The sequence below is a fragment of the Dongia sp. genome (assembly GCF_041918875.1).
Classification (GTDB): Bacteria; Pseudomonadota; Alphaproteobacteria; order Dongiales; family Dongiaceae; genus Dongia.
In genome coordinates this window covers 97,361-117,967 of sequence record NZ_JAYRUV010000009.1, presented here as the reverse complement: position 1 = coordinate 117,967, position 20,607 = coordinate 97,361, and the positions used below count along the sequence as shown (strand labels likewise).

Genomic DNA, 20,607 nt, shown 5'->3' with positions numbered 1-20,607 from the left:
TCAGAACCGGCCGTAGCGGTAAAGGTCGGTCCCGTGATTTTCGAGCCACAGGCGCGCCGAATCCATCGAGCGGCAGATCTCGCCGCAGAGCTTCCAGAATTTGGGGCCGTGATTCATTTCCCGGAGATGCGCCACTTCATGGGCGATCACATAATCCATGACGTGACGCGGGGCAAAGATGAGGCGCCAGGAGAAGGCGAGTTCGCCTTCGCTGGTGCAGGAGCCCCAGCGGCTCTTGGTATCGCGGATCGTGATCTTCTTGATCTTCTTGCCGACGCTCTCGGCCTTTTGAAAGGCGCGCGTCTCGATCTCGCGCTTGGCTTCCAGCTTCAGCCAGTCCTGGATGCGGCGCGGCACATGCTCCTCATGCCCGGCGACATGGATCTCTTCCGATTCGCACCAGACGACGCCGCGCGCATTCGGCTTGTGGCGGATGCGATGCGGTGTGCCGAGAATGGGAATGACATTGTTGTGCAGGAAAGGCACCGGCTCGTGCAGCTGATCGAGTCGCTGTTCGATCCAATCCTTGTTGCTTAACGCAAATCGCTTGCCTTCGTCGCGCGAAGTGCGTTTCGGCAGCACCACGATGATCGACGAATTGCCGTGATCGAGCCGCAGGATGATGCGCTGTGCGCGCTTGTTCTGCTTGAAGACCAGCGGCACCTTGCGGCTCTCGAAAGAGAGCATGTGAATGTCGGTCGCTTCCGCAATGCGCCGACGCTTTGCGCGCGGCTTATCAACCGCCTGGGCGCGCGGGGAGATTAACGACTTAGCCAGATTTTTCGCGACTTTCCGCATGGTGGTCAAAAACAATCCACATATCCCCAGGGTTACCCAAATTCCCCTGGCGACCACTTTACGGCCTGCCTCAAGGCGCTTTCAACCGCTTACTCTTTTTTTGCGAGCCACCCTGCCATGCGTCGTTAACGATGCCGATTCGGCCTGTATAAGGGCCTGTTTTCGCTCGGAACCCCAGGCGTAACCGCCGATTGCCCCATCGTTACGCAGTACGCGGTGACACGGAATGGCGATCGCCACGGGATTGCGCCCGCAGGTGTTGCCCACGGCGCGGGCCGCGCCGGGCTGGCCGATCGCCGCCGCCACGGCCCCGTAGGTGCTGGTTTCACCCACCGGGATCCGGGTCAGGGCCGCCCAGACCTGGCGCTGGAAAGCGGTCATGCGGATATCGAGCGGCAGATCCGCCTGGGACGCCTTGCCCGACATGCGCCGCAGGATTTCCGCGACATAGGTTCCGAGCGCCCGCTCGTCGCGGGCGATGCTGCTGGCCTCGGGGAATTCGGCTTCGAGATCCGCGACGAGGGCATCGTCGTTCTCGCCCATTTCGACCCGGCAGAGGCCCTTTCGGGTCGCCGCCACCAGCACCCGCCCCAGGGGCGAGCCGGTCAGGGCATAGCGGATATCGGCACCCTTGCCACCGCCGGCGTAGGAGGCCGGCGTCATGCCGAGCGCCGTTCCGGCGCGCTCATAGACACGGCTCGACGAGCCGAACCCGGCATCGAAGGTGGCTGCCGCCACGCCGGCACCGGCGCGCAGGCCCTTCTTGAAGCGCGCCAGGCGCAGGCTTTCCTCGTAATCGCGGGGACTGACGCCCATCGCGCGCTTGAACTGGCGCTGCAGATGCCAGGGCGACATGCCGCAATGGCGGGCCAGCTCCTCCAGCGTGATCGGCCCGTCCGCCTCGGATTCCTGGCGGGCCTCGATATAGGCGGCGGCGCGCTTCACCAGCGTGGCGGCGCCCACCTTGCCATGAGATTCCAGAACGCTTGCTTCGGGCATTTTCGACCGCCTGTTTGTCATATCATCCTGCCCTGATGGGATATGCTGGTTTAGGCCCTGTGCGCTATCCGGGTCTTGCGGCCCGATGATAGCCCGAAAGAAAGGTCGGCGGATGGAAGATACCTATCATCTGCAACGCTTCGTCGAGGCGCAGGACGCGGTCTACCCGGCCGTGCTCGACGAACTGCGAGCGGGGCGCAAGGCCAGCCATTGGATGTGGTTCATCTTCCCGCAAATGGCGGGCCTGGGGCGCAGCGACACGGCCCGCTTCTTCGCCATCGGCAGCCGCGCCGAGGCCGCCGCCTATCTGTCCCATCCGCTGCTGGGGCAGAGGCTGCTGAAATGCACGCTCATCGTCAATGCCCTGGCGGGGCACGACGCCCATGCCGTTTTCGGCAGCCCGGACGATCTCAAATTCCGCTCCTCCATGACCCTCTTCGCCGCGGTGGCGCCGGCCGGTTCGCCATTTGCGGCGGCCCTCGACAAATATTTCGGCGGCGCGCCCGACCCGGCAACCCTGGCGCTGCTTTAGACCCCGCTCCTTTAGACGGGGTGGTCCGTCAGCTTCCTGTCAGGCTAGACTGACAAATTGACGGAATGAGCGGCCGGGCATGGCGCCCGGGATTTCCGGATCCGGGACTTCTGGAGTTGCGCGAAAATGTCCATCCCATTGTTTCACCTAGCTTTCCCGGTCCATGACATGGCCGCCACCGAAGCCTTCTATGCCGACCTCCTGGGCTGCAGGATCGGCCGGCGCGACCTCAAATGGATCGATTTCGATTTCTTCGGCCATCAGATTTCGGCGCATCTCAAGCCGGAAGAGACGTCCATCGCCGGCACCAACCAGGTCGACGGCGATAATGTGCCGGTGCGCCATTTCGGCGCCATACTGCCCTGGGGCGACTGGCACCGCCTGGCCGACAAGCTGAAGGCCGCCGGTATCGACTTCATCATCGAACCGCATGTGCGCTTCAAGGGCGAGGTCGGGGAGCAGGCCACCATGTTCTTCCGCGACCCCAGCGGCAACGCGCTGGAGTTCAAATCCTTCGAGGATCCGGCACAGGTCTTCGCGGTGGCGTGAGGGACGGCGCAGCCCATTGCTAACCTGTCATGCCCCGGCTTGGCCGGGGCATGACAACGTCCTATGAGCCCGACTCACAGCCTTCTGTTCACGAACGCGACGCGCCAGGCGGCGCCGAAGCTCTGGCCTTCGATGTGATCGAGGCGCGTCACCGAAAGATTGTCGACCGAGAAGCCCAGCGCGCGTTCAGGCTCGATATCGAGGGCCGCGGCGAGGGCCGCGCGGATCGAGCCGCCATGGGCGACCACCACGATATCCTGCCCCGCATGCGCCAGCGTCAGGCGCAGCAGCGCCTTTTCCACCCGCGCCACGACATCGGCGAAGCTTTCGCCACGCGGCGGCCGCTCGGTCGCGGGCGCATGCCAGAAGCGATGATAGGCACCGTCGCGGCTGGCATCGAGTTCGGCATAGGTGAGACCCTGCCAATCGCCGAAATGCTGCTCGGCCAGATCCTGTTCGATCTGCGGCGGGATGGGATCGAGCCCCCGTCCCCTATGCACGGCGGCGAGCGTCTGGTGCGTGCGCTTCAATTGCGTCGCCACCCAGATGGGCGAGACCGGCAGGAAGCCGGCCAGCGCCTGGAAGGCCGCTTCGTCGCTGCAATCGGCTTCGAGATCGTCCTGGCCGTAGATGCGGCCGAGGGCGCCGATGACGGGTGCGTGGCGCACCAGCCAGAGTCGGGTTTCGGTATGATCCATTCGACTTCGCTTACGCCAGGGTCACCAGATTGACGAGGATCGCCATCTCCGCCACCTGCTCGATGGCGCCCAGCACGTCGCCGGTATAGCCGCCGAACTTCTTCTGCGCCAGCTTGGCGACCGCCCAAGTGGCAGCCAGCGCCGCCACCAGCGCCACCAGGGCCGCGATCGGCGCCACGGCGATGACGCTGATGACCAGCGCCACGGTCAGCGACCAGTTGGCGGCGGCGAGGCTGGGGCGCCCGGCATCCACCGCCAGGCCGTTGGCTCTGGCCAGCGGCATGCGCGCCATCACCAGCGGCAAAACGCCGCGGCCCAGCGCGTGGGCGGCGATGAGGGCGCCGGCCACCAGCTCCGGAGCACCCAGATTGGCGATCGCCGCGACCTTGATCGAGGTCGAAAAGATGAGGGCGAGGCCGCCATAGGAGCCCAGCCGGCTGTCGCGCAGGATCTCCAGGCGCTTTTCGACGCCGCCGCGGGCGCCCAGAGCATCGCAGACATCGGCCCAGCCATCTTCATGGAGTGCCCCCGTCACGATCGCGGTCGCGGCCACGGCAAGCAATGCCGCGAGCAGGCCAGAGAGGCCGATCTCCATCGCCACAAAATAAACCAGGGCACCGATCAGCCCGACCACCAGGCCCGCGAAAGGAAAGGCGCGGGCCGCATCGCCCAGATTGCCGGCCGTGGCCGGGATGGGCAGCCGCGTGAAAAAGCCGAGCACCAGCCAGACATCGCGCCGCCAAGCGGCCAGGAGCGAGGTCGCCGCGTGTCCCTCGTGCGGACCGGGCCGTGGGCTGGCCGCAGGGTCCTCCTGCGGAAATGGCTGGTTGGCTTCGCTCATGGCTTCTTCGGTTTCGCTGCCGCTGGTGGTGGGGCCGTTACCGTTGTATCAGGAACCGCGCCCCGGATATAGGACGGGCGATATTGGAGTTACAGGACATGCTAGACCATCAGTCGATCGCCAGTTTTGCCGAAATGCGGCGCATTGTGTCGGAATTTCCCGGGCCCGATCTCGCCGCCGCCCAGGAAGCCCAGGCGCGCGAAGGGCAATTGACCAAGCCCGCTGGTGCCCTGGGGCGCCTCGAAGAGCTGGCCGCCTGGCTGGCGACCTGGCAAGGCAAGGCGCCGCCCGCCATCAATCACCCGCGCGTCGCCGTCTTCGCCGGCAATCACGGCGTCGCCGCCCTTGGCGTCTCGGCCTTCCCGGCGGAAGTCACGCGGCAGATGGTGCTGAACTTCACCCATGGCGGCGCCGCGGTGAACCAGCTCTGCAGGAATGCCGACGCCGATCTGCGCGTCTATGAAATGTCGCTCGACCAGCCGACGCGGGATTTCACGCAAGGGCCGGCGCTGGGCGAAGTGGATGCCGCCCGCGCCATGGCTTACGGCATGATGTCGGTCGAGCCCGGCATCGACCTCCTCTGCGTGGGTGAAATGGGCATCGCCAACACGACCGCGGCATCGGCGATCGCCGCCGCCTTGTTCGGCGGCACCGGCACGGATTGGGCCGGGCCCGGCACCGGCGTCCATGGGGCGCAGCTCGCCCGCAAGGCGGAAGTGATCGATCTGGGCCTTGCCAGACACAAAGCGAGCTTCGACGATCCGCTGGCGATCCTTGCCAATCTCGGCGGCCATGAACTGGCGGCCATCGCCGGCGCGGTCATCGCCGCGCGCATCGCCCGCGTGCCGGTGATCCTCGACGGTTTTGCGACCACGGCCGCCGCCTCGGCACTCCTGAAGCTCGATCCCCATGCGCTCGATCATTGCGTCGTCGCGCATTGCTCGGCCGAGCCCGGCCACAAGCGGCTTTTGGAAAAAATTGCGAAAAAGCCGCTGCTTGATTTCGGCATGCGCTTGGGCGAGGCTTCCGGCGCTGCCCTGTGCATTCCGATTCTGCGCGCGGCGGCCCTCTGCCACAGCGGCATGGCGACCTTCGCCGAAGCCGGGGTGAGCGACAAGGGATAGTGGACTCCCTCGTCGTCCCCGGGGCGTGGCGTTATTGGAGAATAGCGGAGCAGCATGTCCCAAGACCTCGCCCGCGCTTTTCTGCTCGACCGGCTGGGCCTGCGCGGTCCCTTTTGGCCGCGTGCCGAAGCCGCCGGGCGCGCCGTGGGCCTCGGCATGATGCAGATCGACAGCATCCGCTCGACGGGCCTCAGAAATCACGAGATCGCCTGGGCGACGCGCACCGACGCGCCGATTTCCGACCTCTACGATGTCTATTACCGCGACCGGCAGATGCTGGAGACGCATTATCCGCTCTTTGCCACCAGGCGCGACTGGGTGCCCTTCTTCCTCAAGGATTTCGCCAAGGCGGTCAATCAGGCCCGCTTGAAGGAAATGCGCCCGCTGATGCGCAAGGTGAAGCAGCATATCGAGGAGAACGGGCCCGTCTCGCCTGCAGATCTTGAATCCGAGCGCGTGGTCGGCGGTTTCAACACCATCAAGGCGACGACGCGGGCACTGGAATATCTCTATCACACCGGCCAGGTGCAGATCAGCGGGCGCAACAAGAATTTCCACCGCCTGTTCGACCTGACCGAACGCGTGGCGCCCGAATTGCTGGCGCCGGTCGAGGATTATCGGGCGCGGCACAAGGCCTTCTTCGTGCAATCCGCGCTGGAGGTGCTGAAGCTGGCGACGCCGCAGCAGCTGGCCGAGCGCGTCTCGCATCATATGGGCACCTGGCGCGGCGGCGGGTTGCCGGTGGCACGCAAGCTGATCGAGGAGGCACTCGACCATCACCAGATCGACTGGATCGAGACATTGGAAGGCGAGACGCAGCATCGTTTCCTGGCGCTGAAATCCGATCTCGACCGGTTCAAGGCCGAGGCCAGGCCGCAGGACGAGACCGTCCGCCTGGTGCCGCCGCTCGACAATCTGATGTTCAGCCGGCGCCGCTTCACCGAACTGTTCGGCTTCACCTACAAGTTCGAGGCCTATACGCCGGAGGCCCAGCGCCGCTTCTACTTCGCCATGCCGCTGCTCTACCGCGACCGCGCCGTGGGGCTGGTCGACGGCAAAAAGGAGGAGGCCGATTGGCGCATCACCGGCCTCGATCTCCACAGCGAGGTTCCGCTCGAGAGCTTGCGCGCCGCCATCCACCGTTTCGCCCGCATCGCCGGCTGCATGCGGGTCACCGGCAATCGCGGCTTGAGCAGGGCGCTGCGCAGCGGCCTGACGGGAAAGATCGATGCTTGACCCCCTGCCCGTCCTGGGCAGGGAATCGCGGCGAGAAATCCGTTCGAGTTGACGGAATTGATCCGAACACAGACCATGATGTGATTCCTTCCTGCGGCTGTCATCCCGCTGTCATGAGCCGCATGGCACAAAAACGGCCATGTTGCAGACGAAGGTGGACATGAAGCCGGAGCCGCAAGAACGGAGCGAAGCTGAGCTGCGCCCCGCGGAGATTGCGGCAAGCGAAGCGGCGACAAAGGTTCGTGCCTTCACGCTGATGGCGCGCCAGCTCGCCTCGGACGCCCCCGTCATCCGCCCGGAGACAACGGGCGCCAAGGTGCTGGAACTCTTCCGCAGCAACACCGCCTTGCCTCTCCTTGCCGTTGCCGACGAAACCGGAATCGTCTACGGGGCGGTCGAGCGCGACCGGCTGCTTTCCGTCTTCGCCCAGCCGCTATGGTTCGACGTTTATTTCAAGCGCCCGGTCCTGCCGCTGATGAACCGCCAGCCGCTGGTGGTCGATGAGGAGACGCCGCTCGACGAGATCAAGCGCCTCATCACCGCGAGCTATCCCGATGCCATTCAGTCGGGGTTCCTGGTGACCAGGGATGGCCGCTTCAGCGGCATCGGCACGATGGCGAAACTGCTGGAACTGACCGTCGAGCAGGCGCACCGGCGCCTGGAGCAGCTCGACGAGGCGCGCCACGCAGCCGAATTCGCGGCCAGTTCGCGCGCGCGCTTCCTCGCCACCATGAGCCATGAATTACGGACCCCCTTGAACGCCATCATCGGCTTTTCGGAACTGCTGCTGGGCCTGCCCGGTGCCGGGCGCGATGCGCCACAGCTGCCCGATTACATCGGCGACATCCGCCAGAGCGGCAAGCACCTGCTGGGCCTCATCAACGACATCCTCGACTATTCCAAGCTGGAGGCGGGTGCGCTCACGCTGAACGCGCACGAGTTCCAGCTCGACGAGATGCTGCAGTCGGCGCTGGGCGTCACGCGCGGCCAGGCGGCGGCGCGCAATGTCCGGCTGGAGCTGGAGGCGATGTCCGCGCTCACGGTCATGGCCGACGAACGGCGCCTGCGGCAGGTGGTGATCAACCTGCTCTCGAACGCGATCAAGTTCTCGGCGGGCGGCGAGATCGTCAGCTTGCGCGCGCATTGCGACCTTGCCGGTTCGCCGGTGATCGAAGTGGTCGATCAGGGCCTCGGTATCGCGCCGGAGGATCTGGAACGCGTCTTCGAGCCGTTCGTCCAGGTGGAGAACCATCTCAACCGCAAGAATGAGGGGACGGGGCTGGGCCTGCCCCTTTCGCGCCAGATCATGGCGCTGCATGGCGGCACGCTGCATCTTGAATCGGCCCCCGGACTCGGCACGACCGCCATCATGACGCTGCCGCCGCAGGCCCTGACCCAGCCCGCTATTCCCCAACCTGCAGCAGCAGGCCCAGCTTGCGCGCCTTGCTGAAGCAGAAAAGATAGAGCGCGATGCCGACCAGGCAGAGCAGCGCGTTGAGCCCGACCGCCGCCAGGAAGTGACCCCACAGGAATGTGTCGTGGAACAGGACCGCGCGCATGCCCTCGAAGACATGGGTCGAGGGCAAGGCAAGCGCCAGGGCCCGCGCCCAGCCGGGCAGCACCGTCACCGGATAATAGGCGCAGGAGAAGGGCGCCAGGAAAAAGACCAGGAACCAGGCCATGTTCTCGGCGGCGAGGCCGTAACGCAGGATCATGGCCGTGACCATGAGGCCCAGCGCGCAACCCATGAAGAGCAGGTTGAAGAAGAAGGCCAGCAGCGGCACGCCCAGCGTGAAGATGGAGAAATCGTAGAACGGGATGGCCAGCAGCATCGCCGGCACGACGCCGATGACGGCCCGCACGAAGGACATGGCGACCAGCGAGAGAATATGTTCCAGCGGCGTCAGCGGCGAGCAATAGAGATTGGCCAGGTTGCGCGACCACAATTCCTCGATGAAGGAAAGCGAGAAGCCGAGCTGGCCGCGAAACAGCACGTCCCACAGCATGACACCGGAAATGAGCACGCCGAAGGCGCCGGCGATATAGGAGCTGTTGGTGGCCAGGAACTGCGACAGGAAACCCCAGATCACCATCTGCATGGTTGGCCAGTAAGCCATCTCGACGAGGCGCGGCCAGGAACGGCGCAGCACATAGAAATGCCGCTGGCACATGGCGCCGACACGGGCGAGCGAGAGGGCGGTCATGCTTCTCCTCCTCCCCCCTTCAGGGGGGAGGTCGGGAGGGGGGCGGTGCTGGAAATATTCTGCAAGAGCCATCGCCCAGGCCCCCATCTAACTTCCCCCTGAAGGGGGAGGGACTGAACCGAGTTACCTCCGACAGGGCTCATCACGCCTCCAGCTTCGGCGCGTCACCCACGCGCCGGTCGCGGGCGATGTCGAGGAACACTTCTTCGAGATTCTGGCGGCCGAAGCGATAGATGAGGTCGTCCGGCGTGCCCCGATCGACGATCTTGCCCTTCCGGAGCATCAGCACCTCGTCGGCCAGGCGCTCGACCTCGCCCATATTGTGCGAGGCCAGCAGGATGGCGGCACCGTGCTCGCGCTGATAGGTCTCGAGGTAATGACGCACCCAGTCGGCCGTGTCGGGATCGAGCGAGGCGGTCGGTTCGTCGAGCAGCAGCAATTCGGGACGATTGAGCAGCGCCTTGCCCAGGGCCACGCGCGTCTTCTGTCCGGCCGAGAGCGATCCGGTGCGGCGGTCGAGCAGGGCTTCGAGGTCCAGCGCCTTGGCGATTTCCCCAATCCGGCCCGCGACATCCTTGATGCCGTAGAGCTTGGCGAAGATGGTGAGATTTTCGCGCGCCGAGAGACGATGCGGCAGGTCGACATAGGGTGAGGAGAAATTCATCCGCCCCAGTACCCGGTGGCGATGGCGGGCGATGTCGATGCCGAACAGCGCAATGCGCCCGGCACTGGGCATCAGCAGGCCCAGCAGCATGGAGATGGTCGTCGTCTTCCCGGCCCCGTTGCCGCCCAGCAGCGCCACGGTATGGCCGGCCGCCACCGTGAAATCGAGCCCGTCCACGGCCCGCAAGGCGCCGAAATCCTTGGCAAGCTGATCCACGTCAATGATGCAGCTGGAATCCATGATACGGGTCGGTTCGGAATTATTCTCAATTAAAGAAATAGGCATGACTTCCAGCCCCTTGATAGCCGATTCAACATGTTGGTGTAAAATCGGCCGATTGCGACTCCTGGCCGACCTGCCATTGATGCCCCATCACGAATATACCCTGTCATGAGTGAGGTTACTTCACCCCCCATATCCGAGACGGAAGCTGCCCGCCGGCGGGCAAGCCGCCGCCCGGCTCGCGGCCGGGTCCGGCTGCGCACGCTTCTGGCCATCCGCTGGGTCGCGGTGACCGGCCAGGCGGCCTCGCTCCTTTTCGTCGATTTCGTTCTGGGCTATCCGATCCCGCTGCTGCTGGCGGTGACCGCGGTGGCGGCGCTGGCCGCGGCCACCCTGGTGCCGCAGATCCGGCGCAAGGCCAATGCCCGCCTCAACGACCGCGAATCGGCGCTCTATTTCGCCTTCGACATGGTGCAGCTTTCGGTGCTGCTGGCGCTCACCGGGGGGCTTCATAACCCCTTCTCGCTGCTGCTCCTGGCGCCGGTGACGGTCTCGGCTGCGGCCCTCAGCTTCCGCTCGACGCTGGGTCTCACGGCACTCGCCATCACCTGCATCAACATCCTCGCTTTGTTCCATCTGCCGCTGCCCTGGCCAGGTTCGAGCTTCGATCTGCCGCCGATTTTCGTCTTCGGCCTGACCATCGCCCTGGGCCTCGCCGTGGTTTTCATCTCGGTCTATGTCTTCAAGGTGGCCGAGGAATCGCGCCGGGTGACCGATGCGCTGATGGCGGTGCAGTCGGCTCTCGACCGCGAACAGCGCATTTCCTCCGTCGGCGCGCTGGCCGCTGCCGCGGCGCACGAACTGGGCTCGCCGCTGGGCACCATTTCCCTCATCGCCAAGGAACTGACCAACGAGCTTCCGGCCGAGTCGCCCTACCGCGCGGATGCCGAGCTGTTGCTGAGCCAGGCGGATCGCTGCCGGCACATCCTGGCCGAGATCGCGGCCCGGCCCGAGCAATCCTCGCACGATCATTTCCATGTGCTGGCCGCCCCCTTGCTGGTGGAGCTGGCGGCAGAGCCCTTCCTGCGCCCGTCGGTCGCCCTGCGCATCGAGGCGCGGAGCGAGGGCGGCGAACAGGACCCGCCTCTCATGCCGCGCCGGCCGGAAATCATGCACGGCCTCGGGAATCTGCTGCAGAATGCCATCGAATTCGCCAAGGAAGAGGTGCAGGTGGTCGTCGCCTGGTCGCGCGCGGAACTCAGCATCACCATCACGGACGATGGGGTTGGATTTCCGCCCGACCTTCTCGCCCGGCTCGGCGACCCCTATATTTCCGCGGCGATGCGGCGTTATGGTGGGGGCAAGCTGGTCGGCCGGGTCGGCAGCGGCGGCGGCCGGGCGGCGGACCGGCGCAAGGGCGACCATATGGGGCTGGGCATCTTCATTGCCCAGAATCTGCTGGAACGGTCGGGCGGCAACGTCCAGTTCGGCAATAACGATTTCGGCGGTGCCGAGGTAAAAGTGGTCTGGCCACGCAGCGCGCTTGCCCACGAAGCGTCAAGAGAGTGAAGAGCGAGGTGACATGAACGACAAGCCGGAAACCATGGCGGGCGAGAAGACCCTGCTGATCATCGACGACGATGCGCCCTATCGGCAGCGTCTTTCCCTGGCACTGGAGAAGCGCGGCTTCCAGGTGACCCAGGCGGAGAGCGTCGATGCGGGGATTGCTGCCGCCCGGTCGCATCCGCCGCGTTATGCCGTGGTCGATCTGCGGCTGGCCGACGGCAGCGGCCTCGACGTCGTGCCGGAAATCAAGAAGAGCCGGCCCGATTGCCGTGTGGTCATCCTGACCGGCTATGGCAATATCGCCACCGCCGTGGCCGCGATCAAATCGGGCGCCATCGATTACCTGCCCAAGCCCGCCGATGCCGACCAGGTCGAAGCGGCGCTGCTGGAGCATCGCGACGCCCTGCCGCCGCCGCCGGAACAGCCGATGACCGCCGACCGCGTGCGCTGGGAACATATCCAGCGCGTCTACGAGCAATGCGACCGCAACGTCTCGGAAACCGCGCGGCGCCTGCGCATGCATCGGCGCACCCTGCAGCGCATCCTCGCCAAATACGCCCCGCGCGCGTAATTGCATTTTCTACCGTCATCCCCGGGCTCGACCCGGGAATCAGGTTCGACTGAGCTCTGTCCTTCAGTTGCATACTGATGCCCGGATCAAGTCCGGGCATGACGTTATGAAGGAACCGCGGTTATGAGCTTCCGCGACAGCTATCTGTTCCCGCTGCGCCAGAAGGTCGGTAACGACCTGCTGCTGCTGCCGGGCGCCTCGTGCCTCTTCGTCCACGATGACGGAAGCATCCTCCTGGAGCGGCGCAGCGATTTCGGCATCTGGGGCATTCCCGCCGGCAGTCCGGAACCGGGCGAGGATATCGCCACCGCCATTCGCCGCGAGATGGCGGAGGAAACGGGTGTCGAGGTCGAGACGGTGACACCCTATGGCTTCGCGTCCGACCCGAGGACGAAGACCATCACCTTCCCCAACGGCCATCGCTGCCAGTTCTTCGTCATGCTGTTCTGGGCGGACTGGCCGCAAGGCGCCGTGCCGGTGACGTCGGAGGAGTCCTTCGAATTCGGCTGGTTCCGCCCGAACGCGCTGCCGGAAGCAATCATGCCTTCGACGCCGGTCGGCATCGCCGCCTATCTGCGCTTCCGCGAAACGGGCGCCTTTCAGCTGGTTTGATGTTCGATCCGCCAAACCTTTCTTGTCATGCCCCGGCCAAGGTGGCGCTGGGCGGGGCCGGGTCGAACATAGGCGCGGTCAGAGCTTTTCGCCGCGCACCAGACGCGGCAGGTCGCCCACCACACCCATCGCATGGCGCATGGCGAGCCGCTTCAGCGGCTTTGCCTTGTTGAAGAGGAAGAAACCGAGATCGCGCGCAAGCCGCAGCGGCGGCAGATCGTTGGAGAAGAGCCGGGTCAGCCCGTCGGTCACCACCAGCATCATGAGATTGTCGAAGCGGCGCCAGCGCGCGTAACGTTCCAGCACCTGCAAGCTGCCGAGGTCGAGGCCGCCGCGCCAGGCGTCGACCAGCACTTCGGAAAGTGCCGCCACGTCGCGCACCCCCATGTTGAAACCCTGCCCCGCGATGGGATGCATGCCATGGGCGGCATCGCCGGTCAGCGCCAGGCCTTCCTTGATATAGGTATCGGCCAGGATCATCTTGAGCGGATAGGTAAAGCGCGGCCCCGTGGGCATGATGGCGCCCAGCGTCTTGCCGAAGCGCCGCTCGATCTCGGCCCCCAGATCCGCATCCGAGAGCTTCAGCAGCATCGGGATGATGCGCGCATCCTCGGTCCAGACGATGGATGAACGATGGCGGCCCTCCGCATCGTCCCGCATCGGCAGCATCGCGAAGGGTCCGATCGGCAGGAAATGCTCGTGTGCGACGCCCTCATGCGGCAGTTCGTGGGTCACCGTGCAGACGATGGCGCTGTGCTTGTAGCCCAGTTCCTTGACGCCGATCCCCGCCATGCGCCGCACGGCGGAAGCGCGGCCGTCGGCGCCGATGACGAGGCGCGCGCGGATGCGCCGGCCATCGTCCAGCGTGACCAGGTTGCTGCCGCCGGCGAACTCGATCCCGCTTACGCGCGTGCCGGGAATGTGAAGGAGCGACGGGATTTCCTTGAGACGCTCGAGCAGCCCCACGCGCACCGCCCGGTTCTCGATGATCCAGCCGAAGGGCGGCTGGCCGCCATGAGCGCCCGGCACGGATTGGGGATCGAGATCGGCAAAATGATAGTGGACGAAAAAGGGGCTGGCCGCCTTGTACTGCCAGCCGCCGTCGGAGACGCGGATATCGCGGATGGGTTCGGCGAAGGGGGCGATATGATCCCAGGCGCCGATCCCGGCGAGAACCTGCTGCGAGCCATAGGCGATGGCCGAGGAACGGCCGTCGAACGCAGCCCTGGTGAGGTCCGGCAGCTTTTCCGATTCGACCAGGGTCACCGGGATTCCGGCCCCGCCGAGGGCCGCCGCCATGGCCATGCCGACGAGGCCGCCACCCACAATCAAGATTTCGGTTTCGTGTTGGGCGGCAGACGAAAGCGCAGTGAGCCTCAGACCTTTAGGGGAGAGGCTGGAGGGGGGCTGCTGGCGCGCATTTTGGGAGCCTTCACTTGCGCCTCCACCCTGCCCTCCCCCTGAAGGGGGAGGGTAAGTCCCTGCACTTGTTGACGCATTGGCGCCGGTCTTGAAGTCCATCATGAGCCGCACAATCCCGGTTTACGCCGCTCATGTCCAGCGGCTATAAGGCCACATGAATATCCGCTCCGCCATTGAAGCCGATCTGCCGGCGATTGCCGAGATCCACCTCAAGGGTTGGGAACTCGCCTATGGCGCCTTCATGCCGGCGGACCAGCTCGCCGCCATGCAGCCGGACCGGCGCCTGCCGCTCTGGCGCGCGTGGCTGGCGGACCCGACGAAACTGATCCTGGTCGGCAGCGTCGGCGAGCAGATCGACGGCTTCGTGCTGGGTGGCCCGGTCAAGGAACACGATATCCGCCGGGGCAGCCTTACCGGCTTCGATTGCGAAATCTATTCGCTCCACTGCCGCGCCGTGGTTCAGGGCAAGGGCCTGGGCCGCGCCCTCATCGCCGCCGCCGCCGCGCATTGGGCCGCGACCGGCAAAAACGCGCTGATGCTCTGGGCCTATAGCGACAACGCCTATCGCAGGTTCTACGAAAAGATCGGTGGCGAACTCATCGCCGAAGGCATCGACGACGGCGTGCCCGACGTTGCCTATGGCTGGCGGGATTTGACGGCGCTGGCCGGTCTGAATGAGACACCCCTCACCCCAACCCTCTCCCCGCCGGTGCGGGGCGAGGGGGTTGTCGGTGTGGAGAACTGAAGAAGACTCCCTCGCCCCCTCTAAGGGGGAGAGGGTCGGGGTGAAGGGGTTACCCTCGCTCAGGAAAGGCTTAAGCTAAGGAGACCGAATGACCGACCGTATACTTATTCTCGATTTCGGCTCGCAGGTGACGCAGTTGATTGCGCGGCGACTGCGCGAGGCTGGGGTTTATTGCGAGATTTTCCCGTTCAGCGCCGATGCGGCGCGCATCAAGGCGTTCGATCCCAAGGGCATCATCCTCTCTGGCTCGCCGCATTCGGTGACCACCGATGACGGCCCGCGCGCGCCGCAATATGTGTGGGAGTCGAAACTGCCGGTGCTGGGCATCTGCTATGGCGAGCAGGCGATGTGCGCGCAGTTGGGCGGCAAGGTCGAGGGGTCGGACCATCGCGAGTTCGGGCGCTCGGAACTGCATGTGCAGAAGGACGTGCCGCTGTTCGAGGGCGTCTGGGTCAAGGGCGGATCATATCAGGTGTGGATGAGCCATGGCGACCGCGTCGCCGCCATCCCCGCCGGCTTTGAAGTGGTGGCGGTCTCGGAAGGCGCCCCTTTCGCCGCCATCGCCAACGTCAAGGACAAGCGCTATGCCGTGCAGTTCCACCCGGAAGTGGCGCATACGCCGGACGGGTCGAAGCTGCTCGCCAATTTCGTCCACAAGATCTGCGGCTGCACGAGCGACTGGACCATGGCCGCCTTCCGCGATGCCGAGATCGCCAAGATCCGCGCCCAGGTCGGTAAGGGCCGCGTTATCTGCGGTCTGTCCGGCGGCGTCGATTCAGCCGTGGCGGCGGTGCTGATCCATCAGGCGATCGGCGACCAGCTCACTTGCATCTTCGTCGACCATGGCTTGCTGCGCGCCGGCGAAGGCGACCAGGTGGTGAGCCTGTTCCGCGACCATTACAACATCCCGCTGGTGCATCGCGACGCGAGCGCGCTGTTCCTTGGGGAACTCGACGGCGTCTCGGACCCGGAGACCAAGCGCAAGACCATCGGGCGCCTCTTCATCGAAGTGTTCGAGGAGGAAGCGAAGAAACTGGGCGGCGCCGAATACCTCGCGCAAGGGACGCTCTACCCGGACGTGATCGAAAGCGTCTCCTTCACCGGCGGACCCAGCGTCACCATCAAGAGCCACCATAATGTGGGGGGCCTGCCCGAACGCATGCGCATGAAGCTGGTGGAACCCTTGCGCGAGCTCTTCAAGGACGAGGTCCGGGTGCTGGGCCGCGAGCTCGGTCTTCCGGAAAAGATGATCCGCCGCCACCCCTTCCCGGGACCGGGGCTCGCCATTCGCATTCCGGGCGCCGTCTCCCGCGAGAAATGCGACATCCTCCGGAAAGCCGATACTATCTATCTCGAGGAGATCGACAAGGCCGGCCTCTATGAAAAAATCTGGCAGGCCTTCGCCGTGCTGCTCCCCGTGCGCACGGTCGGCGTCATGGGCGACGGGCGCACCTACGATTTCGTCTGCGGCTTGCGCGCCGTCACCTCGACCGACGGCATGACGGCCGATTTCTACCCCTTCGAACCCGCCTTCCTGGGCCGCGTCGCCACGCGCATCGTGAACGAGGTCAAAGGCATCAACCGCGTCGTCTACGACTATACCTCGAAGCCGCCGGGAACGATCGAGTGGGAATGATTGGGCGAGCTTCCCTTGCGCCTTCCCTTGGCTCCCGCCGCCATCGTCTTCGACATGGACGGTCTGCTCTTCGATACGGAGGCGCTGTATCAGAAGGCGATTGCCGCGGCGGCGGCCGAGGGCGGGCATGATCTGACAGCGGCCAGCAGCCTTATGATTGCGGCGTTCTCGGCCGGTGTTAGAATATCGCACCTCTGGATCAATGCGTTATCGGGACGCCAGGAGGAAGCTGCATGGACCTGCATGAACTCAGATGGTCTGGCTCCGAGAAGAAGATCGCGCGGCAAGCCTTTGAGGCTGCGATCGAGGCAGCTTTGGCGGGAATCGTCACCAAATTCAAGGCGAAGGCAGCCGCGGTAGTGACGGTTTCCGATGTGTGGGACATTGAGAACTACCTGCGGCGTCTACGCAGGGAGGCAGATGAGCTGTTCGATTATCGCTATTCGCGACTCTGCTCTGTCTTTGCCCGGCTCATCTGCCTCGGCCATATGGATGAAGGGCAGCTCGCTGGACTGTCTGACGACAAACGGGAGATCATTCTTGGATTGCGGGACTGGATGAGAGAACGCTAGGGAAGGCGATGGCGAAGCGAACCACAAAATGGATGTGGCGACCGGTGCTTCGCGCGGGGTGAGGCCTATCATCGCGATGACCGGATCGCCCTCCTGTCGCTCACCACCGATCGCGTTCTACCGGAAGGAACGATTCCGGCGACGTCGCGACTTCATGAAACTGCTTGACCGGATCCCGTAGCTCCCAGTGTTTATCCGATAAGTTGCTCAGCCGGTAAGTCCCTTGAGATATTTCATGCCCGTATCGCACATCACCGTGACGATACGGGCATCTGGCCCCAGCCGTTCCGCCGTGCGCAGCGCCGCCACGAGATTGGCGCCGGTCGAGGTGCCGGCGAAGAGTCCCTCTTCGCGCGCCAGCCGCAGCATCATCGCCTTGGCGTCCTCGGTCGAGACGCGCTCGATGGCATCCGCGATGCCGTCGCGCCACAGCGGCACCACATAGCCGGCGCCGATGCCGTCGATCCTGTGGGCGCCGGTGGGGCCGCCCGAGAGTACGGCGGATTCGGCGGGCTCGACGGCGACGATCTCGATTTCGGGATTGCGGCGGCGCAAGCCTTCGCTGAGGCCCCTGATGCTGGCGGCCGTCCCCACCGACTGCACCAGGGCGTCGATCCGGCCTTCGGTCTCATCCCAGATCTCGTCGGCCATCATGCGATAGGCGGCGAGCTGGTCGCGGTTCCGCATCTGGTCGGTGAGATAGGCGCCCGTCTCATCGGCGATCGCATGGGCCCGGGCGATCATGTCCCTGGTGAGCTTCTCGGTCATGCGGCCGCTGTCGCTCGGCAGCACCGTGAGCCTGGCACCCAGCACGCGCATATGGGCGAGCTTCTCGGCGGCGAAGGCATCCGATGTCACGATGTGGAGCGGATGTCCCTTGACCGCGCAGACAAGGGCCAAGGAGACGCCGGTGCTGCCGCCGGTATATTCGACCACCGCACCGCCGGGCGGAAGGCGGCCGTCCGCCGCCGCCTCGATCATGGCCAGGGCCATGCGATCCTTCATGCTGCCCGTCGGATTCTCGGTTTCCAGTTTAAGGGATATGCGCGCGCCGACCTTGCGCAAGGGCAGCAGGCGGGTTCCGCCGATACAATCCAGAATGCCGGTCGCGTTCATGAGCGCCTCCATCGTGCAGCCGGCGGGTTATAGCGCCGGAGCGGCGCCCTCGGCGGTACGAAATCCGGACCGGATCAGGCGATCTTCGCGCCGCGCTCGGCAAGAAGGGCGCGCAGGATGGAGCGATGGCAGCGCGCTTCGTCCGCGCAATAGCAGCCGAGCGAAAAATCGGCATGCTGCGAGAGCGCCGAGAGCAGATCGAGCGTGCGCCTGGCGGCGGGTGCGTTCATCTCGGCGCGGAAGGCGCGCTCGAAGGCGGACCATTCCCTGGGCGTCGCGGCACCCAGCGCCTTGGCCACCAGATCGGGGCTGGGCGAAAGCTCCGGGTACCAGACGTCGAACCAGTCGTCGGCGGCGAAACGTTCCTTGGAGACGCCGCGCGGCGGGCGGCGCACGGTGCCGATCCTTGTCCCCTCACCCTTCGCGCGCGGCGCGCCGAGACGGATGATGCGGATGCTCATTTCTTCCCCTCCCTCCCCCGGGCCGGGCCTATATCGGCCAGCAGGTAGAGTTGAAACCAGCCGGGAAAGGCGCGCACCAGTGCGCGCGCGCCTTCGAGCTTCAGCCCGGCGCGCTGCGCCCCGGCGAAGTCGGTATCGCCACGCCACCACCCGATGAGGGCCGCCAGCCTGCCGCGCACGACGAGCCCTTCCGGAAAGCCCGGATTCTCGGCGCAGGCCGCGGCTTCGCCGGGCTTGAGCAGCAGGAAGCGCGGGCGCTGCCGGTCTATCTCGAAGCGCACAACCAGGGGCGCCTTGGGCAGGCCGGCGAAGTTCACGCGGCGCTGCATGTCGACGAGCAGCGGATCGAGATCGATATCCTCCGCCTGCGCCTTGCGCGGCAGCCAGCGCTGACCCCAACTGCCGAGCGCGATGAGCGGCTCCATGAGATCGCGTCCCGCCTCGGTCAGGTCGTATTCTGGACCGCGCCCGCTTGCATACCGCAGGACCGCGCCCACCTCGACCAGTTCCCGCAGCCGTTCGGACAGCATGGTGCGCGAGATGCGCGGGATGCCGCGGCGGATATCGTTGAAACGCCGGCTGCCCATCAGCAGTTCGCGCACGACGAGCAGGGTCCAGCGCCCGCCCAGCACCTCATGCGCGCGTGCGATCGCGCAGAATTGGCCATATCCGCTCATGCGCGCATCCTAGCACAGGCCACGCGCGCATACGGTACGGAATCCGGACCGTGCTGGCAAAGGCTGGCGGATTGGGCTATGCGGAAGGTCCGGCAAGCGGGGTTTTCAGGATGAGCGTCACGATCTACGGCATCAGGAATTGCGACACGATGAAGAAGGCGCGCAGCTGGCTCGATGCCAAGGGCGTCGCCTATGCCTTCCACGATTACAAGGCGGTGGGCATCGACAAGGCGCACCTTGCCGCCTGGTGCCGGGAATTCGGCTGGGAGAAGGTGCTCAACCGTGCCGGCACGACCTTCCGTGCCCTGCCCGATGCCGAGAAGGTGAACCTCACCGAAGCCCGTGCCATCGCGCTCATGATGGCGCAGCCTTCGATGATCAGGCGCCCCGTGCTCGATCTCGGCAAGCAGCGCCTCATTGGTTTCAGGCCCGAGGAATATGCGGCGGCGGTGAAATAACGCCTAATCCCGATCCGGAGCACCGAGCGGGAATAAGTGACGATAGGGCCGCGCCTCGTCGACGGCGCGGGCGAAGCTCGGCCGCTTGAGCAGGCGCGCGCGATAGGCCTTCAGCGTGTCGAATTCGTCCGCGATCGGGTGAGCCCAATCGGCATAGAAGAGCGAGGGGGCCGCCGCGCAATCGGCCAGCGAAAAATTGTCACCCGCCGCCCAGATACGCCCGCCCAGATGCGTCTCGAGCCAGCGATAGCTCCTGTCGAGCAGCCGGCGCGCCTCGCCGACGCCGTGGGGGTCGCGGCTTTCTTCCGTGCGAAGGGCGTTGAAAACGATCTGCTGCAGCGGCGTCATCACATAATTGTCGAAGACACGGTCCAGGAACCGCACCTGCAGCGCGAGCGACGCGTCGGCGGGAATGAACCGCACGGGGCCCGGATGATTCACATCCAGATACTCGATGATGACGGTCGATTCCATGACGCTGGCCGCGCCGTCGCGCAGCAGGGGCATGCGCTGGATCGGCCAGGCCCGCGCGAACTCTGCCCCCGTCTCGCGCTGGTCTGGCGCGAGGAGCCGCAGGGTGAAGGGCGTCCCGTTCTCATAAAGGGCGGTCAGGACCTTCTGGCAATAGGAAGAAAAGGGATGGGCAAACAGCGACAGGGCCATGGTAAGCCTCCATTGATCTCATATTACAACCAGTTGTTATTTACAATCAGATTGCCATTTTGACAAGTCCAATTCAGGCTGTCGGCATGGTGCGCTTCAACGTTACTCAGAATCGTTCGCCTTGTTCCGTCATCCCTGTATTAGATCCGGGCCGGATACGAGTAGGCTTCTGGTGCGGTTGCAGCGCGTTGATCCCCGGAGCCGCTGAGGTTGGAAAGCCGCGTTTTCCGCCGAATTGCAA

The 20,607-nt window shown here is 65.2% G+C and carries 23 protein-coding genes; 12 read left to right on the top strand and 11 right to left on the bottom strand.

The window, feature by feature from the left end; genetic code table 11:
• A complete protein-coding gene (locus tag ACE3TY_RS11500; RefSeq protein WP_374653175.1) occupies positions 1-687 on the bottom strand; it encodes a M48 family metallopeptidase in 687 nt (228 codons plus the stop codon).
• Positions 688-879: 192 nt separating this feature from the next.
• Positions 880-1,797, bottom strand: a complete 918-nt coding sequence (locus ACE3TY_RS11495) for a bifunctional transcriptional activator/DNA repair enzyme AdaA (RefSeq protein ID WP_374653174.1) — start codon at positions 1,795-1,797, stop codon at positions 880-882.
• Positions 1,798-1,909: 112 nt separating this feature from the next.
• Here ACE3TY_RS11495 and ACE3TY_RS11490 point away from each other — a divergent pair, with 112 nt between their 5' ends.
• A complete protein-coding gene (locus tag ACE3TY_RS11490) occupies positions 1,910-2,329 on the top strand; it encodes a DUF1810 domain-containing protein (protein ID WP_374653173.1) in 420 nt (139 codons plus the stop codon).
• Positions 2,330-2,455: 126 nt separating this feature from the next.
• Entirely contained in the window at positions 2,456-2,878 is a 423-nt protein-coding gene (locus tag ACE3TY_RS11485; protein WP_374653172.1) for a VOC family protein, read from the top strand.
• Positions 2,879-2,952: 74 nt separating this feature from the next.
• Here ACE3TY_RS11485 and ACE3TY_RS11480 read toward each other — a convergent pair whose 3' ends face one another.
• Entirely contained in the window at positions 2,953-3,576 is a 624-nt protein-coding gene (locus ACE3TY_RS11480) for a histidine phosphatase family protein (RefSeq protein ID WP_374653171.1), read from the bottom strand.
• 10 nt (positions 3,577-3,586) lie between these two features.
• On the bottom strand, positions 3,587-4,417 hold the full coding sequence (gene cobS, locus ACE3TY_RS11475; RefSeq protein ID WP_374653170.1) for an adenosylcobinamide-GDP ribazoletransferase: 831 nt from the start codon (positions 4,415-4,417) through the stop codon (positions 3,587-3,589).
• Positions 4,418-4,515: 98 nt separating this feature from the next.
• Here cobS and cobT point away from each other — a divergent pair, with 98 nt between their 5' ends.
• The 3 genes from cobT (at position 4,516) to ACE3TY_RS11460 (ending at position 8,227) form a co-directional block, all read left to right on the top strand.
• A complete protein-coding gene (gene cobT / locus ACE3TY_RS11470) occupies positions 4,516-5,541 on the top strand; it encodes a nicotinate-nucleotide--dimethylbenzimidazole phosphoribosyltransferase (protein ID WP_374653169.1) in 1,026 nt (341 codons plus the stop codon).
• Between the two features lie 54 nt (positions 5,542-5,595).
• Positions 5,596-6,777, top strand: coding sequence for a DNA glycosylase AlkZ-like family protein (locus tag ACE3TY_RS11465; RefSeq protein ID WP_374653168.1), 1,182 nt, complete (start codon positions 5,596-5,598; stop codon positions 6,775-6,777).
• A 139-nt stretch (positions 6,778-6,916) separates the two neighbouring features.
• Entirely contained in the window at positions 6,917-8,227 is a 1,311-nt protein-coding gene (locus ACE3TY_RS11460) for a sensor histidine kinase (protein ID WP_374653167.1), read from the top strand.
• Here ACE3TY_RS11460 and ACE3TY_RS11455 read toward each other — a convergent pair.
• Both ACE3TY_RS11455 and ACE3TY_RS11450 read right to left on the bottom strand, forming a co-directional pair.
• Positions 8,181-8,981, bottom strand: a complete 801-nt coding sequence (locus ACE3TY_RS11455) for an ABC transporter permease (protein ID WP_374653166.1) — start codon at positions 8,979-8,981, stop codon at positions 8,181-8,183. The genes ACE3TY_RS11460 and ACE3TY_RS11455 overlap by 47 nt on opposite strands.
• A gap of 142 nt (positions 8,982-9,123) precedes the next feature.
• The gene (locus ACE3TY_RS11450; protein WP_374653165.1) at positions 9,124-9,885 is read right to left on the bottom strand and encodes an ABC transporter ATP-binding protein; all 762 of its coding nucleotides are present in this window, start codon (positions 9,883-9,885) and stop codon (positions 9,124-9,126) included.
• 150 nt (positions 9,886-10,035) lie between these two features.
• On the opposite strand from ACE3TY_RS11450, the gene ACE3TY_RS11445 reads away from it, so the two are divergent.
• The 3 genes from ACE3TY_RS11445 to ACE3TY_RS11435 all read left to right on the top strand — a co-directional run bounded on the left by ACE3TY_RS11445 (position 10,036) and on the right by ACE3TY_RS11435 (position 12,616).
• A complete protein-coding gene (locus ACE3TY_RS11445; RefSeq protein ID WP_374653164.1) occupies positions 10,036-11,436 on the top strand; it encodes an ActS/PrrB/RegB family redox-sensitive histidine kinase in 1,401 nt (466 codons plus the stop codon).
• A gap of 13 nt (positions 11,437-11,449) precedes the next feature.
• On the top strand, positions 11,450-12,004 hold the full coding sequence (locus tag ACE3TY_RS11440) for an ActR/PrrA/RegA family redox response regulator transcription factor (protein WP_374653163.1): 555 nt from the start codon (positions 11,450-11,452) through the stop codon (positions 12,002-12,004).
• Between the two features lie 123 nt (positions 12,005-12,127).
• Positions 12,128-12,616 (top strand): NUDIX domain-containing protein, encoded by a 489-nt coding sequence (locus ACE3TY_RS11435; protein ID WP_374653162.1) that lies wholly within the window; start codon positions 12,128-12,130, stop codon positions 12,614-12,616.
• Between the two features lie 78 nt (positions 12,617-12,694).
• Here the strand turns inward: ACE3TY_RS11435 and ACE3TY_RS11430 are convergent, their stop codons facing one another.
• The gene (locus ACE3TY_RS11430; RefSeq protein ID WP_374653161.1) at positions 12,695-13,948 is read right to left on the bottom strand and encodes a UbiH/UbiF/VisC/COQ6 family ubiquinone biosynthesis hydroxylase; all 1,254 of its coding nucleotides are present in this window, start codon (positions 13,946-13,948) and stop codon (positions 12,695-12,697) included.
• 244 nt (positions 13,949-14,192) lie between these two features.
• Here ACE3TY_RS11430 and ACE3TY_RS11425 point away from each other — a divergent pair, with 244 nt between their 5' ends.
• The 3 genes from ACE3TY_RS11425 to ACE3TY_RS11415 all read left to right on the top strand — a co-directional run bounded on the left by ACE3TY_RS11425 (position 14,193) and on the right by ACE3TY_RS11415 (position 16,991).
• The gene (locus tag ACE3TY_RS11425; protein WP_374653160.1) at positions 14,193-14,783 is read left to right on the top strand and encodes an N-acetyltransferase family protein; all 591 of its coding nucleotides are present in this window, start codon (positions 14,193-14,195) and stop codon (positions 14,781-14,783) included.
• An 88-nt stretch (positions 14,784-14,871) separates the two neighbouring features.
• A complete protein-coding gene (guaA, locus tag ACE3TY_RS11420; RefSeq protein WP_374653159.1) occupies positions 14,872-16,419 on the top strand; it encodes a glutamine-hydrolyzing GMP synthase in 1,548 nt (515 codons plus the stop codon).
• A 233-nt stretch (positions 16,420-16,652) separates the two neighbouring features.
• Positions 16,653-16,991 (top strand): hypothetical protein, encoded by a 339-nt coding sequence (locus tag ACE3TY_RS11415; protein ID WP_374653158.1) that lies wholly within the window; start codon positions 16,653-16,655, stop codon positions 16,989-16,991.
• A 207-nt stretch (positions 16,992-17,198) separates the two neighbouring features.
• On the opposite strand, the gene ACE3TY_RS11410 is transcribed toward ACE3TY_RS11415, so the two are convergent.
• From ACE3TY_RS11410 to ACE3TY_RS11400, 3 genes are all read right to left on the bottom strand, one after another.
• Positions 17,199-18,107, bottom strand: coding sequence for a PLP-dependent cysteine synthase family protein (locus ACE3TY_RS11410; RefSeq protein WP_374653157.1), 909 nt, complete (start codon positions 18,105-18,107; stop codon positions 17,199-17,201).
• A 74-nt stretch (positions 18,108-18,181) separates the two neighbouring features.
• Entirely contained in the window at positions 18,182-18,568 is a 387-nt protein-coding gene (locus tag ACE3TY_RS11405) for a DUF488 domain-containing protein (protein WP_374653156.1), read from the bottom strand.
• Positions 18,565-19,245 (bottom strand): winged helix-turn-helix transcriptional regulator, encoded by a 681-nt coding sequence (locus ACE3TY_RS11400; protein ID WP_374653155.1) that lies wholly within the window; start codon positions 19,243-19,245, stop codon positions 18,565-18,567. The genes ACE3TY_RS11405 and ACE3TY_RS11400 overlap by 4 nt, the downstream gene beginning before the upstream one ends.
• A 110-nt stretch (positions 19,246-19,355) precedes the next feature.
• Here ACE3TY_RS11400 and ACE3TY_RS11395 point away from each other — a divergent pair, with 110 nt between their 5' ends.
• Positions 19,356-19,703 (top strand): ArsC family reductase, encoded by a 348-nt coding sequence (locus ACE3TY_RS11395; RefSeq protein WP_374653154.1) that lies wholly within the window; start codon positions 19,356-19,358, stop codon positions 19,701-19,703.
• 3 nt (positions 19,704-19,706) lie between these two features.
• Here ACE3TY_RS11395 and ACE3TY_RS11390 read toward each other — a convergent pair whose 3' ends face one another.
• Positions 19,707-20,366 (bottom strand): glutathione S-transferase family protein, encoded by a 660-nt coding sequence (locus tag ACE3TY_RS11390; RefSeq protein WP_374653153.1) that lies wholly within the window; start codon positions 20,364-20,366, stop codon positions 19,707-19,709.
• Positions 20,367-20,607: the final 241 nt, after the last annotated feature.

Bases quoted from the DNA above. Each gene is read 5' to 3' on its own strand.
- ACE3TY_RS11390 (WP_374653153.1), bottom strand. From the start codon at position 20,366: ATGGCCCTGTCGCTGTTTGCCCATCCCTTTTCTTCCTATTGCCAGAAG.
- ACE3TY_RS11445 (WP_374653164.1), top strand. From the start codon at position 10,036: ATGAGTGAGGTTACTTCACCCCCCATATCCGAGACGGAAGCTGCCCGC.
- ACE3TY_RS11425 (WP_374653160.1), top strand. From the start codon at position 14,193: ATGAATATCCGCTCCGCCATTGAAGCCGATCTGCCGGCGATTGCCGAG.
- ACE3TY_RS11460 (WP_374653167.1), top strand. From the start codon at position 6,917: ATGTTGCAGACGAAGGTGGACATGAAGCCGGAGCCGCAAGAACGGAGC.
- ACE3TY_RS11490 (WP_374653173.1), top strand. From the start codon at position 1,910: ATGGAAGATACCTATCATCTGCAACGCTTCGTCGAGGCGCAGGACGCG.
- ACE3TY_RS11465 (WP_374653168.1), top strand. From the start codon at position 5,596: ATGTCCCAAGACCTCGCCCGCGCTTTTCTGCTCGACCGGCTGGGCCTG.
- ACE3TY_RS11480 (WP_374653171.1), bottom strand. From the start codon at position 3,576: ATGGATCATACCGAAACCCGACTCTGGCTGGTGCGCCACGCACCCGTC.
- ACE3TY_RS11410 (WP_374653157.1), bottom strand. From the start codon at position 18,107: ATGAACGCGACCGGCATTCTGGATTGTATCGGCGGAACCCGCCTGCTG.
- ACE3TY_RS11415 (WP_374653158.1), top strand. From the start codon at position 16,653: ATGGACCTGCATGAACTCAGATGGTCTGGCTCCGAGAAGAAGATCGCG.
- cobS (WP_374653170.1), bottom strand. From the start codon at position 4,417: ATGAGCGAAGCCAACCAGCCATTTCCGCAGGAGGACCCTGCGGCCAGC.
- ACE3TY_RS11435 (WP_374653162.1), top strand. From the start codon at position 12,128: ATGAGCTTCCGCGACAGCTATCTGTTCCCGCTGCGCCAGAAGGTCGGT.
- ACE3TY_RS11500 (WP_374653175.1), bottom strand. From the start codon at position 687: ATGCTCTCTTTCGAGAGCCGCAAGGTGCCGCTGGTCTTCAAGCAGAAC.
- cobT (WP_374653169.1), top strand. From the start codon at position 4,516: ATGCTAGACCATCAGTCGATCGCCAGTTTTGCCGAAATGCGGCGCATT.
- ACE3TY_RS11455 (WP_374653166.1), bottom strand. From the start codon at position 8,981: ATGACCGCCCTCTCGCTCGCCCGTGTCGGCGCCATGTGCCAGCGGCAT.
- ACE3TY_RS11440 (WP_374653163.1), top strand. From the start codon at position 11,450: ATGAACGACAAGCCGGAAACCATGGCGGGCGAGAAGACCCTGCTGATC.
- guaA (WP_374653159.1), top strand. From the start codon at position 14,872: ATGACCGACCGTATACTTATTCTCGATTTCGGCTCGCAGGTGACGCAG.
- ACE3TY_RS11395 (WP_374653154.1), top strand. From the start codon at position 19,356: ATGAGCGTCACGATCTACGGCATCAGGAATTGCGACACGATGAAGAAG.
- ACE3TY_RS11495 (WP_374653174.1), bottom strand. From the start codon at position 1,797: ATGCCCGAAGCAAGCGTTCTGGAATCTCATGGCAAGGTGGGCGCCGCC.
- ACE3TY_RS11485 (WP_374653172.1), top strand. From the start codon at position 2,456: ATGTCCATCCCATTGTTTCACCTAGCTTTCCCGGTCCATGACATGGCC.
- ACE3TY_RS11400 (WP_374653155.1), bottom strand. From the start codon at position 19,245: ATGAGCGGATATGGCCAATTCTGCGCGATCGCACGCGCGCATGAGGTG.
- ACE3TY_RS11405 (WP_374653156.1), bottom strand. From the start codon at position 18,568: ATGAGCATCCGCATCATCCGTCTCGGCGCGCCGCGCGCGAAGGGTGAG.
- ACE3TY_RS11450 (WP_374653165.1), bottom strand. From the start codon at position 9,885: ATGGATTCCAGCTGCATCATTGACGTGGATCAGCTTGCCAAGGATTTC.